A 13,085-nucleotide genomic window follows, 5' to 3' on the forward strand; every position below is an offset into this window, starting at 1 on the left:
CGCACCGGATTCCGGTGCGGGGCACTTCCCGTTGCGCGCTCAGTACGTCCGACGGTGCGCGGGCAGGCCCATGAAGTCGAATAACTCCTCGGCGGCCGCGCGGTGTCCGGCCGCGGCCGGGAGATCCCCGAGCGCCTCGGCCGCATGGACCATGCCCACCAGCGCGGACGCCTCCTCGGCGCGGAAACTCATCGGCTCCGCGAGCTTGTGGGCGTGCGCGTGCAGGTCGAGCGCCACCTCGTGCTCCCCCCACGCCATGTGGAGCCGACCGAGCACGTTCTCGACCTTGGCGAGCCGGATCGGGGCGCCGCTGGTGCGGCCCAGGGCCAAGGAGCGCTCGGCGAACGCGCGGGCCTGCGCGCCGTCGCCCCGCTCGTGCGCGACCTGGGCGGACAACGCCAGCACCAGGGCCACGTCACCCGGCGACCTGGTCTCGTCGCACAGGTCGCGGGCGCGTTTGAGTCCGGCGTCGGCCTCCGCGTACTCGCCGAGCCCCACCTGCGCGAAGGCCAGGTCGGCCAGGGCCATGATCTCGTTGCTGCGGTAGCCGAGGTCGCGGTCGATCTCGATCGCCCGGCCGGCTGCCGCGGCCGCCTCCGGATAGCGGCCCCACCGCTCGTACAGCGTGCTGAGGGTGGTGAGGCTCTCCGACTCCGCGCGCGGATTGCCCAGTTCCCGGGCCGCCGTCACGGACCGCTCCAGCAGGGGAAGGGCCTCCCCGTACCTCCCGAGCATCGACAGCAGCAGCCCGATGGTCGATTCGCTGTTCGCCTCGGTGTGCCGGTCCGCGGCACGGACCGCGGTGTCGCGCGCCTCACGGGCGACCTCCAGCCCCTCCTCGAAGCGGCCCAGCTTCCAGCAGGCCGCGCCCAGATTGGCCAGGCTGATGCCGAGGAGCGCCGGATCGTCGAGTCGGCGGGCCGCCGCCACCGCGAGGTGGCCGACGCTCCAGAACTCGTCGAGCTGCCCGTGCGAGTGCAGGTGGAAGCCGATGTTGCGGCTCAGGCAGGCCGCGTACCGGTCGTGGCCGGACCGCTCGGCCAGGGACACGGCCGCCAGCAGGCCAGCCTGCTCCCGGTCGAACCAGCTCACGGCCTGCTCGGCGTCCCGGAAGCGCGGGCGTTCGCCCTGGTACGGCAGGATGCCGGTGGGGCGGCGCTCACGGCCCGGGAACAGCATCTCGCAGGCCGCGTCCGAGGTCGTCATGTAGTAGCTGAGCAGCCGCTCGACCGCCGCCGCGTCGTCGTCCGCCGTCGCCGGGCCCCGCAGGCTCTGGGCGAAACTGCGCACCAGGTCGTGGAAGGTGTAGAGGCCGATGTCGGGCTGCTGGACCAGATGTACGTCGAGCAGGAACTCCAGGGCGTCCTCGGCGTCCCGGACGGTCGTACCGAGGAGCGCCGCCGCCGAATGGACGTCGGTCCCGGCGCACGGGTACAGGCTGAGGATGCGGAACGCGGTCCGGTACTCCTCGTCCATCGCCAGATAGGACAGCCGAAGGGTCGCCGCGACGCTGCGCTCCCCCGAACTCAGCTCGTCCATCCGGCGCTTCTCGTCGCGCAGCCGCTCGACCAGGTAACGCACCGTCCAGCGCGGCCTGTTGCGCAGCCGGGCGGTCGCGATCCGCAGCGCCAGCGGCAGGTGCCCGCACAGTTCGGCCAGTTCGGCGGAGGCCCCCGGCTCGGCGGCCACCCGGGTGGCCCCGAGGGTCTCCGCCATCAGGCTGGTGCTGTCCTCGGGCTCCATCATCCCGATCGACACCCACTCGACGCCGTCGAGGTCCAGCAGCCGGCCGCGGCTGGTGATCAGGGCGAGGGAGCCGGGCGAGGCCGGCAGCAGGGGCCTGATCTGCGCCGCGTCGACCGCGTTGTCGAACAGGAGCAGCATCCGCCGGCCGTCCAGCTTGGAGCGCCACACGGCGGTGCGCCCCTCCAGGTCCTCGGGAATCCGGTCGCCCGGGGTACCCAGGGTCCGCAGCAGGCCGTCGAGCGCGGCGGCCGGCGTCACGGGCTCGCGACCCGGGGTGAATCCGTGCAGGTCGATGTGGAGCTGCCCGTCGGGATACCGGTCGGCCAGCCGGTGCGCGGCGCGCACCGCCAGGGTGGTCTTGCCCATGCCGCCCATGCCGTCGATGGCCACGATCCGGGCGTAGCGCTCGCCGCCGCGGCCCTCGTCCTGCACGTAGTCGAAGAGCTCGGCCAGCTCCTTGGCGCGGCCGGTGAAGTCGGGCAGGTCGTAGGGCAGGGTGCACGGGGCGTCGACGGGCGCGGTGCGCGTTCCCGGCTCCCCTTCCCGGTCCGCTTCCGTACGGGCCGGGGCCTCGGGTGCCGCGCCCTCGGACACCGCGGTCACGGGACCGGCCGGTTCGGGCGCCGGCTCCACGGGAACCGCCGGTTCGGGCACCGGACGTACGGGTGCCACCATGACCGGCGCCGGCCGTTCGGGCGCGGCCAGCTCGGGGCTGTCCCGCAGGATCGCCTCGTACAGCTTGGCCAGCCGCGGGCCCGGGTCGATCCCGAGCTCGTCCACGAGCAGCTCGCGGACCTCCCCGTACTCCTTGAGCGCCTCGGCCTGCCGCCCGGAGCGGTACAGGGCGAGCATCAACTGGCCGCGCAGCGTCTCCCGCAGCGGGTGCTGGGTGATCAGGGCGCGCAGGCCCGAGATGAGCTCGCCGCTCTCGCCCAGTGCGAGGCACAGGTCGAAGAACTGCTCGGCGGCGGCCAGCCGGCGCTCCTCCAGCGCGGTCGCCGCGGCCTCGATCACCGGTCCGCCGGTACCGGACAGCACCGATCCCCGCCACAGCGCGAGAGCGGACCGCAGTGCCTCGGCGGCCGCGGACCGCCCGCCTTCCCGCAGGGCCTGGCCCGCCGCCCTGGTCAGGGCGTCGAACTCCAGCAGGTCGACCTGGTCGTCCGCCACCACCACGCGGTATCCCGGACCGTCGGTGGCGATCACCTCGGTGCCGGTGGGTACGCGCCGCCGCAGGTCGGCGACCGCCTTGCGGACCTGGTGCGCCGCGGTCACCGGCGGGTCCTTCTCCCAGGTCGCCTCGACGAGGCGAGCCACGGGCACCACCCGGCCGGCTTCGAGAAGCAACATGCACAGGACCCGTTCCTGTATCGCTCCCCCCAACCTCAGCCGTACCTCGCCGAACCATCCCTCGAGCGATCCGAGCACGTTGAAGCGCAGCCTGCCCCCCGCAGGATTCGCGCCACGTCTCTCCCCGGACTCCGCATCCGCCCCCGGCATCGGACATCCACCCCCAAATGAACAAGACCCCTGGCCAGGTCATGTCAACCGGATCATAGGGGTTCCCCCTTGCACGCGGTAAGCATCCGGTAGCAGATCAGGAAGGGCGACACGGACAGTTCATGGGCGGCCCGGAGCAGGCAGCACACGGAGCGAGTACCGAAGGAGCAGGCTGTGGGAAGACTGGAGAGACCGCTGGCCCCCGATGCCGGACCAGTCACCGCGTTCGCCCGGGAATTGCGCAGGCTGCGGACCGCGGCCGGCAGTCCCGGATACCGCGACATGGCCACCCGTGCCATGTTCTCCGCGTCCGTGCTCTCCGACGCGGCCGCCGGCTACCGCCTCCCCACCCTTCAGGTGGCCCTCGCCTTCGCCGAGGCCTGCGGCGGCGACCGCGCCAGCTGGGAGCGCCGCTGGCACGAGGCGGCACGCGCCGACGGGGACGACGGGAGCGCCCGTCCGGCGGTCAAGGCGGTGCAGCAGCACCAGGAGAACGAGCTGCGGGCGGCCGACGTACGCGCCGTGCTGCCGCCGCCCTCACAGCTGCCGATGGAGGCTCATCCCCTGGTGGGACGGCGTGAGCTGCTCCAGCGGGCCCGCGCGCTCACCGCTCCCTCGCCGGACGGACAGCGCCTCGCGGCGCCCCTGGTGATCAGCGGTCAGGTGGGTGTGGGCAAGACGGCCTTCGCCCTGCGGCTCGCCCACGAACTCGCCGTGAACCTGCCCGACGGGCAGCTGTACGCGAACCTCGACCCGGCCGCGGACGGACGCAAGGACGCCGCCGGCATCGCGGGCGGTTTCCTGGAGGCGCTCGGCATCCCCACCGACCGGATCCCGAACGATCCCGGTCAGAGAATTGGCCTGTACCGATCGCTCCTCAACCGGCGGCGGCTGCTCGTGGTGCTCGACGGCGTCCAGCACGAGCGGCAGATCCGGGAACTTCTCGTCGCGGCACCCGAGAGCCGCGTCATCATCACGAGTCGATCGCGTCTACTGGGCCTCGACGGAATTGGCCGGATCCGGCTCCCCGCACTGGACCGCGACGAGTCGATGGAGCTGCTCGCACAGCTCCTCGGCGGCGACCGGGTCGGTGACGAGCCGCGCGCCTGCCTGCGCCTCGCCGACGCCTGCGGGGACCTGCCGCTGGCGCTCAACCTGGCCGGCCGGCGCATCGCGGCCCGCCCCGAGTGGATGCTCCAGGACTCCGTGTCCGAGCTGCTCGGCGACGGTCCCGGCGGGCCGGTCGGCCGCCAGGGACGCGACGGGCAGCGGGCACCCGGCCGCTTCCTGGCCCGGCTGCAGATCGGGGACGACGCGCTGAGCACCCGCCTCGACAGCGCCTACCGGCTGCTGACCCCGTGGGCCCGCCTGATGCTGCGCCAGTTCGCCGGCTCCGACAATCCGCCCTCCGTGGACAACGTGGTGTACGAGTCCGCGGACGCGCTCGCCATGCTGGTCGAGCGGTCCGCGCAGCCGGTGGAGGACCTCCTCGAACGGCTCCTCGACGCGGGGCTGCTCGACCACTCCGACCTGCCCGGGCAGTACGGACTCACGCCGATGGCCCGGGCGTACGCGCTGACGCAGCCGGACCCGACGGAGGAGGACCCGGCGCCCGCGCCCGCGCCGGCACGGGGCCAGGCGCCCGCGCGGCAGCCGAGGTAGGACCGGCCCCGGGGAGGGCGCCGCCGGCCGCCTCAGGCCGCGTGGGTGATCGTGACGTAGAGGTGCTCGTCGAGGATCTTGGCGAGGGACACCCCGGGGCGGCCGATCTCGGCGCACAGGGCGGCCTCGTCGAGGCCGCCGCTCTCCTCCAGCACCGTACGCGCCCAGCTCCGCCCGAGCTCCAGGTGGCGGGCGAAGGCGGCCCGGTCCCGGGCCCCGTGCAGCCGCTGCGCGATGGCCGCGTCCCACGGCATGACCGAGTCGGGCCGTAGCGCGTACAGCGCCTTGGCCGCGGCGGTCGGGCCGAGGCTGCGGCGGCCGATCGACAGCGCCGCCAGTTCCTCGTACGCGGCGGCGAACCCGGCGATCTCCCGCGGGGTGAGCCGGGCCAGCGGCGCGTGCGCGGGTGCGTGCCGCCGCGCCCATGCGGCGAGCCCCGCGCCGAAGGTGTCGGGCTCGCCCTCGCGCGGGTAACGGATGCGGCAGCCCCAGGAGTTCAGCCAGCGGTGCAGAGCGCTGCGGTGCGCGGCGCGCGAGAGGTCCAGGGCGCGGCCGGTCTCCTCGCGAAACGCGAGCCAGCTCCGGTCCACGCCCGCGAAGCCGTTGAACACCTCGGCCGAGGCCCGCAGTTCGGCCAGGGACGGCGCGGGTGGGAGCGGCGGCGCGGCCGGCGGGTCCAGATGGGCGCGGGCGACCTTGGCGGGCACCACCATCCGCCAGGCCTCGGTGACCAGCTCCGTCAGCTCCTCGGCGCCCAGGGCGGCCAGGTGGGCCTCCACCCAGTGAAAGCGCAGGTCGGATTCGCGGGGCAGGAAGAACTTCTCCGGCTCGGCGGCGACGAGCGCCGCCCGCTCCTCCTTGGGGAAGGCGAAGCCCAGCTCGCTCTCGTCCCGGGACAGGGCGAGATAGACGATGCTGCCGATCCGGAACTTCACCCGGTCCCGAATCAGGTGCTCCTCGGTCCTCGGCAGGCTCAGCGCGAGCCGCCGTACGTCGTCCACCGTTGCCATTGCCCGCTCCTTGCGCATCCTGCCGCCGCTCACAGACCCGCGAGCTGCGGGGTGTGGACGTCCAGCGGTGGCCCGTCGAGCGCACCGAGGCCGATCAGGGACGGACTCCTGCCGATCAGCCGGTCGGCCAGCGACCGTGCGATGAGCGGCGCGAACTTGAAGGATGTGCCACCGCAGGCCGCGTACGCGAATCCCGCGCCGCCGAGGGCGACCAGCAGGGGGCCGCCGGTCTCGGCGAAGGACGAGTAGTAGGCGTCCTTGGCCGCGGTGACCCAGGCCGGGCCGAAGCCGGGGAGGATGTCCCCGAACTCCTTCTCCAGCTTGCGCTGCCAGTACGGGTCGGTGGCGTGGTCGGTGATCGCGTCCACCTCGCGGCAGGCGGTCGCCGAGGTCAGCTTGAGGGCCGTGCCCGCCACCGGCGGGATCAGCCAGGCTCCGCCCGCGGTGCCGAGGGCCGGTACGGCCGGAGTGGCCGCCCAGGCCGACGACTGCTGCCGGGGCACCCGGCAGTAGAGGAGGGACTGGCGGTACAGGGTCAGGCGCTCGGAGATGTTCGGCGGCAACAGGTCCCGGGACCAGGGGCCCACGGCCACCAGCACCGCGTCGCTCCGCAGCACCCGCCCGTCCACCAGCCGTACGCTGCCGCTCTCGCCGTCGACGGCGGTCACGGCCCGGTGCTCGATCAGCTCGATGCCCCGCTGCCACTTCAGCCAGCCGACGCAGGCGGCGAGGACCCGTTCGGCGAGCAGGACGCCCGCCTCGTCCTCCAGTACCGCGCCGAGGCCTCCGCCCACGTGCAGATGCGGATAGCGGTCGGCCAGGCCCGCCGCCGTCAGTTCCCGTGCGTGGCCGCCGGCGTCGGCGAGCATCGCCGCCGCGTCCGTCGCGGCCGCGGGCGGCAGGACGGTGAGGGAGCCGACCTGCTCGTAGAACCGCGTCAGGAACAGTTCCTCCAGTTCGACCCAGCGGTGGTGCGCACGCAGTGCGGCCGCCGTGGTCCGCGGGTCCGCCGGGTGCAGGGCCCGCAGGATCCGGTGCTGGTCGAAAGAGGTGGCTCTGCTGTGCGGGATGGGGCCTTGGTCCACGACCGTGACCTTGTGTCCGTCGAGCACGCACTCGACCGCCGTGAGCAGGGCGATCACTCCGCCGCCCACTACCGTCACCCTCGTCGACATCACACACCTCCCTTCAGTTTTCGTTGGAGCCGACGGGTCAGCTGTCGAGGACGATCGTGGTCAGTGCGGCCGCCTTGGCGAGGGACTCCTCGCAGCTCAGGAAGGTGTCTGCGGCACAGATCAGGTTGGCGTAGCGGCTGAGGTAGCCCTCGGGCGGCAGCAGCAGCCGCGCTCCGGGCGCCACCATCACGTTCGTCTCCAGCAGCCCCGGTACGTCCGAGGTGGCGGGTACGTCGACCGAGCGGACGGTGCCGTTCTGCGGCGGGTACAGGAAGCGGATCCCCACGGTGCGGGACTCGGTCGGGTCCCACGCGGGGCGGACGCCGGCGGCCACGTCCGCGGCCAGTTCCCCGGGCTCCACGCCGGTGGCGAGGCTGCCGAGGTAGGGGATCAGGTCGCCGCCGAGGCGGGCGTTCACCTCGATGATCACCGGGCCGCGAGTGGTGAGCTTCACCTCCGTGTGGGTGATCCCGTAGCCGATCCCCAGTTCCCGGTGGGCGGACCGCAGGACGCGCAGCAGTTCCTCGTCGGCGAGCAGCGGGTCGGTGGCGCTGACCACGTGCCCGGTCTCCTCGAAGTAGGGCGCGAGGCCCACTTCCTTGTGCGCGAGGAAGAGCGGGGTCCACTCCCCGTCGAAGACCACTCCGTCGATGCTGATCTCGGGGCCCATGACGCACTCCTCGACCAGCACCCCGCCCTCGTAGTCGCTGTTCCCGCCGCGGCTCGCGGCGTCGGCGACCTCGAAGGCGGCGCGGATGCCGGCCGCGTCGTCGACCCGGATGACGCCGATGCTCGCGCCCATGCCGCGGGGCTTGAGGACGACCGGGTAGCCGAAGGAGTCGGCCGTGGCGAGGGCGGTGTCGGCGTCGGTCACGTAGGCGAAGTGCGGTTGGGGAAGGCCCGCGGCGGTCAGCAACTGCCGGGTGTTGTGCTTGTTGCGGCAGTTGTCGGCGCCCCGGGAGGTCAGTCCGGGCAGTCCGAGCCGCTCGGCTATCAGCGCGGTGGTCACCACGAGCGTCTCGTCGTAGCTGAACACGCCGATCACGCGGTGCTCGGCGGCCACCGCCTCGGCGGCCTTGATCAGGCCCTCCGTGTCGGGCACCAGGCGTTCACGGTCGAGCAGTTCCACCGTGGTGGAGCCGCGTACGTACTCCTGCTGCCAGGTCGGGTCCGCGGCGTCCAGGATCCAGATCGGGCGGCGCCGGGCGGCGCCCGCGAGCAGGTACTCGCGGTAGGCGCGCTGTCCGCTGCCGACCAGGATCACCACGCCGTCATCGGTCGTACGGTCGTCGTCCGTCATCTCGTCACCTCGCGGAGTGGGTCAGGACCCGGTCGCCGGCCGTCGCGATCGCCGCGAGCTGCGGCTGGGCGATGGCCAGGTAGTCGGGGGTGGACAGGGCCACGGAGCGGTCCAGGCGGGCCGCGTTGAAGTAGATCTCTTCGGTGAGGATCAGGCCCTCGTCGACGACGAGGTGCAGATCGGGGTGGAAGCTGAGCGGCATCACCGTGCCGCAGACGCTGCCGGCCAGGCGCTCGGCGATCTCGGGGGTGGCGAAGGCCGTCCGCCCGCCGCCGAAGAGCGCGCCGACCGCCTCCAGGTCGACCTGCCGGTCGCCGGGAACCACCGCGAGCACGTACTTGCCGACCCGCTTGGTGATGCTCACGCGGACGACGATGCACTTGGCGGCCTGGTCCAGCGGGTGGCCGCGCAGGACGCTCGCCAGGTCGGTCCGGCCCTCGGCCGGATGGTCGATCAGCCGGTAGCGCGCCTGATTGCTGTCGAGGAGGCCGATCAGCCGCTGGTACATCAGAGCACCTCGCCGGCGTAGTACCAGTCCTCGGGGTTGATCAGTCCGAAGGGGTTGATCGGAGCCACGCCCTTCAGGTTGTGGGCCACTTCCAGCAGGCGGAAGGGGAAGTTGGGCATCCAGATGACCGGGACCTGCTGCGCGATGTAGTCCTGGTAGGCGTACAGGTCCGCCAGGTCGTCGCTGACCACGGTGCGGGCGATCAGCTCGTCGGCCTTCGGGTCGCTGTAGCTGCCGAAGTTCACCGAGGAGCCGCTCGAGTAGAGCGCCTCACCGGTCGGGTAGAAGCCGGGGCCGTAACCCCAGCCGCCGTTCCAGTCGCTGAACTCCCACAGGCAGGGGCTGTCGGGGCCCGGGGTGCAGGTGGTGTCCTCCAGGACCAGGACGCTCGCCTCGACCTCGGTCAGCACGATCTCGATGCCGGCCTTCGCCGCGTCGGCGGCGTACTTGCGCATGACCGCGGTCAGGGTCTCGTGCCCCTGGGCGTACCGCATCGAGAACCGCAGCGGGGTGCCGGCGGGGATGCCCTCGCCGGCCTCTCCGGGGCCGGTGCCCTCGCGGACGCAGAGCGCCGGGGTGGTGCTGGTGTCCCAGCCGTTCTCGGTCAGGAAGGCACGGGCCGCCTCGACGTCGAAGGGGTACGGGTCCTCGTGCGCGGCGGGTGAGAGCAGCGGGCTGTCCGGCAGGGCCGGGATGGGCCCGGTGGTCGGGTAGCCGTAGCCCTTGTAGACGTCGCGGATGGCGCCCCGGGAGTCGAGGCAGGACTGCAGTGCCTGGCGGAAGTAGAGCTGCTCGAAGATCCTTCCGGAGACGGTGGGGTTGTTGAAGTTGATCGGGAAGTAATGGATTTTGTAAGTGAGTTGGGGGACCAGGTCATAGTGCTCGCCGAGCGGATTGGGACCTCCGAGCAGGGGGTCCCGGGCCGGCTCGGTGACCTCGTCGAAGGGCAGGAAGCCGATCTGCACGCCGTCCAACGCCTCGGGGCCGCGGCGGAGCATCTCGTACTGCTCGGTGTCCGAGCCGGTGGGCACCAGCCGGAACTCGTCCAGGTAGGGCTTGTTGGGGCCTCCGTAGCTCTCGTTGGGCACCAGGACGGCCTCGCCCGAGACGCCGTCGATCGTGTAACTGCTCAGCTTCCACGGTCCGTTGACAACGCTCCAGACGGGGCTGGTGTCCCAGCTCTTGCGCTCGTCGTTGCAGGCCCGCAGGTAGGCGTAGACCGCGGAGGCCTGCGCGGGGTCGTGGGTGGCGTCGGCCGGCCGGTCGTCGGCGGTGCGGTCCCAGGCCTTCGGCAGCGGGGTGATGGTGCTGAACTGGTTCATCAGCACCCAGTTGTGCGAGTAGGCGCGGTCGAAGGTGAAGCTGACCTTGTCCTCGGCGACCTTCTCGTAGCCGGTCAGGTTGTCCGGGAAGAAGCCCGGCGTGTAGCCGCCGAAGCTGTCCTTCTCGGCCTCCAGGAGGTGCATCCACAGCATCACGTTGTCGGCGTCGACGCTCTCGCCGTTCGACCACCGGTAGGGCTTGATCGTGATCGTCGCCGTGCGGCCGTCCTCGCTCCACTCCGGGGGCTCGGCGAGGCTGCGCTCGTAGTCGACCGTCGGCTGCCCGCCGGTGCCGTACCAGTACAGCGGGCGGTACATCAGGGTCTGGAACTCGTGCAGGTTGGCCACCCCGTAGTACTCGCCCGGGGTGAAGGGGAAGATGAAGACCGGGCTGAAGCCGCTGGTGCAGGCCCAGGTCACGCTGCCCCCGCGGAGCGGGGTGGTGGGCGGGGTCATGTCGCTACCTCCTCCAGTGCGGATATGCCGCTGTCCGCGTGGGCTCCGTAGCGCTCCCAGCGCTCGTTGAGCCGGATCCGTCCGTCGTCCAGGAACTCGGGGGTGCTCCAGCACCGCCCGGCGACGACCTCGCCGTCCGCGAGGACCATCGTGTAGGCGAACTCCAGGTTCCCGTCGGGCTCCACACGCCCGTTCAGCGAGCCCCTGCGGACCGGGCCTCCGTCGAAGTCGGCCCAGAGCAGGTCGCCTTCCTGGCGGTAGTGGCCCACGGGGGCGTCCTGGTCGGACGGGTAGCCGGTGTTGCGGAAACTTCTGCCGTCGTAGTCGATCACCGGTGTCGTATCTCCTGAGTGATGCACTTGACCGCGCCACCGGCCTTCAGCAGCTCGGACATGTCCACGGGGTGCGGCTCGAAGCCGCGCTCGCGCAATTCGTCGATCAGGTGGGTGGCGGTCTCCGTCACCACCACGTTCAGTCCGTCGCTCACCGCGTTCAGGCCGAAGGCATCGGCGTCCTGGCGGGTGGCGAGGATCGCGTCCGGGTAGAGCTCCCGCAGCACCTCCTGGCTCTCCTCGGAGAAGGCGGCGGGGTAGTACGCCACCAGGTCCTCGTCGAGGACGAACAGCGCGGTGTCCAGGTGGTAGAAGCGGGGGTCGGTCAGGGTCAGGCCGACCACCGGCAGGCCGAAGAACTCGGCGAGCTCCTCGTGCGCGCCGGGGTCGCTACGGAATCCCGCGCCGGCCAGGATCCGTCGGCCGGCCGGGGCGAAGTCGCCCTCGCCCTCGTTGACGTACCGCGGGAGGTGGATGTCGGTGTGGCCGCGGGCCTCGAACCAGGCCCGGTGGGCGTCGGCCTCGGCCGCCCGCTCCTGGTGGCGGAACTTCGCGATCAGCACCTTGCCGTCGATCACGGTGGCTCCGTTGGCGGAGAACACCATGTCCGGCAGGCCCGGGACCGGGTCGATGAAGGAGACCTCGTGCCCGAAGGCGAGGTACAGGTCCCGGATCCGCTCCCACTGCGCCAGCGCCAGGTCGGCGTCCATCGGCTTCTCGGGGTTCATCCACGGGTTGATCGCGTAGGTCACCTCGAAGTGGGTCGGCCGGCACATCAGGTAGTGCCGCCTGGTGGCCGTACGCCGCGGGGCCTCAGCCATGCTCCGGCCTCATCTCGGTGCTGATGCGGCCGGCCGCGACGTGCGCGGTGGTCAGGGCCTCCGTCAGCGAGGTGCCGGTGGCGCCGATGAAGCCGAGGATGTTGTTGCCCGCCGGGGGGCGCTTGATGACGGTCCCCGCCGTGGCCGTGATCTTGAGGAAGAACAACGCCGGGTCCTCGGCGACCTCGGTCGGCACCTCGATGGACTCCACCGTGCCCGCGCCGCTGATCAGGCACATCGCCGCGGTGTGCACGCCGGTCGGCGCGTAGTGCGAGACGTCGGGCCGCAGGCCGCGGGCCACGTCCGCCACGCACCGGATGGGGTCGTGGCCGGCGCTGATCCGCGCCATGTGGTCGAGCCCGCCGCCGCCGGGGCGGATCGCGATCTCCAGGATGAAGGGCTTGCCCTGGTGGAAGCGCACCTCGGCGTGCAGCACGGACCGGCGCAGTCCTTGGGCGTGGGCCGCGTCCCGGACCACCTCGTGGACCGCGGCGATCTGCTCGGGGGTCAGGGAGCTCGGGGCGTGGTGGACGTCGTCGTCGAAGGTGCCGCTCTCGACGGTGATCCGGTCCACGATGGAGCCGAGGTACACCTCGTCGTCCCAGGCCAGCGCCTCGATGAGGTGCTCGTGGCCGTCGAGGTAGCCCTCGACGATGATCCCGTTCGGGCCGAGGTCCAGGCCGTCGGCCTCCATCAGGGCCCAGGTCATGGTCTCGATGCCCGAGGTGGCGTCCGCGAAGCGGGCCCGCATCTCCTCGGGGTCGTCGACCTTGAACACGAAGTTGCTGGCGGCGCCCAGGGTGGGCTTGAGGATCAGCGGGTAGCCGAGCTCCTCACCGGCCGCGAGGGCGGCCTCGACGTCCGGGGCGTACCGGAAGCCGGGGTGCGCCGCGCTGCCCCGCTCGTGGGCCTGGCGCATCAGCAGCTTGTTGCGGCTGGTCCGGGCGGCCTCGAAGCCGATGCTCGGCAGGCCGAGCGCCTCGGCGACGACCGCCACCGTGACGACCCCGGACTCCGAGAAGGTCAGGACCCCCTCGAACTCCTCCTCCGCGTGCCAGATCTTGGCGGCGGTGACGATGTCCTCGATCTGCTTGGAGCCGGCGATCCGGTAGCGGTCGGCGTCCCAGAAGTCCTCCGTGCCTATGCCGTTGAGGACGTGGACCTCGGCCCCGAGGGCCTCGATCTGCTGGTAGCGCGAGATGTAGTAGGTGGCGTTCTGGCTTGCTTCGATCGCGAGCAGCTTCATCGGTGCC

Annotated in this window: 10 protein-coding genes; 1 reads left to right on the plus strand and 9 read right to left on the minus strand. The window is 72.0% G+C overall.

Features of this window, described 5'->3' with window-relative positions; genetic code table 11:
• Positions 1-39 precede the first annotated feature (39 nt).
• Positions 40-3,246, minus strand: coding sequence for a BTAD domain-containing putative transcriptional regulator (locus AB8A24_RS01265; RefSeq protein ID WP_369474317.1), 3,207 nt, complete (start codon positions 3,244-3,246; stop codon positions 40-42).
• Positions 3,247-3,420: 174 nt separating this feature from the next.
• Here AB8A24_RS01265 and AB8A24_RS01270 point away from each other — a divergent pair, with 174 nt between their 5' ends.
• Complete coding sequence (locus tag AB8A24_RS01270; RefSeq protein WP_328962509.1) at positions 3,421-4,908, plus strand: NB-ARC domain-containing protein; 1,488 nt, start codon at positions 3,421-3,423, stop codon at positions 4,906-4,908.
• Positions 4,909-4,940: 32 nt separating this feature from the next.
• Here the strand turns inward: AB8A24_RS01270 and AB8A24_RS01275 are convergent, their stop codons facing one another.
• Genes AB8A24_RS01275 through AB8A24_RS01310 form a run of 8 tightly spaced genes read right to left on the minus strand, consistent with a single transcriptional unit; the run spans position 4,941 to position 13,078 of the window.
• Complete coding sequence (locus tag AB8A24_RS01275) at positions 4,941-5,918, minus strand: MmcQ/YjbR family DNA-binding protein (RefSeq protein ID WP_328962510.1); 978 nt, start codon at positions 5,916-5,918, stop codon at positions 4,941-4,943.
• 29 nt (positions 5,919-5,947) lie between these two features.
• The gene (locus tag AB8A24_RS01280; protein WP_328962511.1) at positions 5,948-7,093 is read right to left on the minus strand and encodes an FAD-dependent oxidoreductase; all 1,146 of its coding nucleotides are present in this window, start codon (positions 7,091-7,093) and stop codon (positions 5,948-5,950) included.
• Between the two features lie 37 nt (positions 7,094-7,130).
• Complete coding sequence (locus tag AB8A24_RS01285; RefSeq protein WP_328962512.1) at positions 7,131-8,393, minus strand: ATP-grasp domain-containing protein; 1,263 nt, start codon at positions 8,391-8,393, stop codon at positions 7,131-7,133.
• Positions 8,394-8,397: 4 nt separating this feature from the next.
• A complete protein-coding gene (locus tag AB8A24_RS01290) occupies positions 8,398-8,901 on the minus strand; it encodes a YbaK/EbsC family protein (protein ID WP_030714047.1) in 504 nt (167 codons plus the stop codon).
• The gene (locus tag AB8A24_RS01295) at positions 8,901-10,679 is read right to left on the minus strand and encodes an ABC transporter substrate-binding protein (RefSeq protein WP_328962513.1); all 1,779 of its coding nucleotides are present in this window, start codon (positions 10,677-10,679) and stop codon (positions 8,901-8,903) included. Before AB8A24_RS01295 ends, AB8A24_RS01290 begins: the two co-directional genes overlap by 1 nt.
• Positions 10,676-11,011, minus strand: a complete 336-nt coding sequence (locus AB8A24_RS01300) for a hypothetical protein (protein ID WP_328962514.1) — start codon at positions 11,009-11,011, stop codon at positions 10,676-10,678. Before AB8A24_RS01300 ends, AB8A24_RS01295 begins: the two co-directional genes overlap by 4 nt.
• On the minus strand, positions 11,008-11,832 hold the full coding sequence (gene ddaH, locus AB8A24_RS01305; RefSeq protein WP_328962515.1) for a dimethylargininase: 825 nt from the start codon (positions 11,830-11,832) through the stop codon (positions 11,008-11,010). Before ddaH ends, AB8A24_RS01300 begins: the two co-directional genes overlap by 4 nt.
• On the minus strand, positions 11,825-13,078 hold the full coding sequence (locus AB8A24_RS01310) for an ATP-grasp domain-containing protein (protein ID WP_328962516.1): 1,254 nt from the start codon (positions 13,076-13,078) through the stop codon (positions 11,825-11,827). The genes ddaH and AB8A24_RS01310 overlap by 8 nt, the downstream gene beginning before the upstream one ends.
• Positions 13,079-13,085: the final 7 nt, after the last annotated feature.

This window comes from Streptomyces sp. BF23-19 (assembly GCF_041106355.1).
Classification (GTDB): Bacteria; Actinomycetota; Actinomycetes; order Streptomycetales; family Streptomycetaceae; genus Streptomyces; species Streptomyces virginiae_A.

What these genes read in the sequence shown, in the direction of transcription:
- AB8A24_RS01275 (WP_328962510.1), bottom strand. Translation starts at nt 5,918, where the DNA reads ATGGCAACGGTGGACGACGTACGGCGGCTCGCGCTGAGCCTGCCGAGG.
- AB8A24_RS01290 (WP_030714047.1), bottom strand. Translation starts at nt 8,901, where the DNA reads ATGTACCAGCGGCTGATCGGCCTCCTCGACAGCAATCAGGCGCGCTAC.
- AB8A24_RS01295 (WP_328962513.1), bottom strand. Translation starts at nt 10,679, where the DNA reads ATGACCCCGCCCACCACCCCGCTCCGCGGGGGCAGCGTGACCTGGGCC.
- AB8A24_RS01280 (WP_328962511.1), bottom strand. Translation starts at nt 7,093, where the DNA reads ATGTCGACGAGGGTGACGGTAGTGGGCGGCGGAGTGATCGCCCTGCTC.
- AB8A24_RS01265 (WP_369474317.1), bottom strand. Translation starts at nt 3,246, where the DNA reads ATGCCGGGGGCGGATGCGGAGTCCGGGGAGAGACGTGGCGCGAATCCT.
- AB8A24_RS01285 (WP_328962512.1), bottom strand. Translation starts at nt 8,393, where the DNA reads ATGACGGACGACGACCGTACGACCGATGACGGCGTGGTGATCCTGGTC.
- ddaH (WP_328962515.1), bottom strand. Translation starts at nt 11,832, where the DNA reads ATGGCTGAGGCCCCGCGGCGTACGGCCACCAGGCGGCACTACCTGATG.
- AB8A24_RS01310 (WP_328962516.1), bottom strand. Translation starts at nt 13,078, where the DNA reads ATGAAGCTGCTCGCGATCGAAGCAAGCCAGAACGCCACCTACTACATC.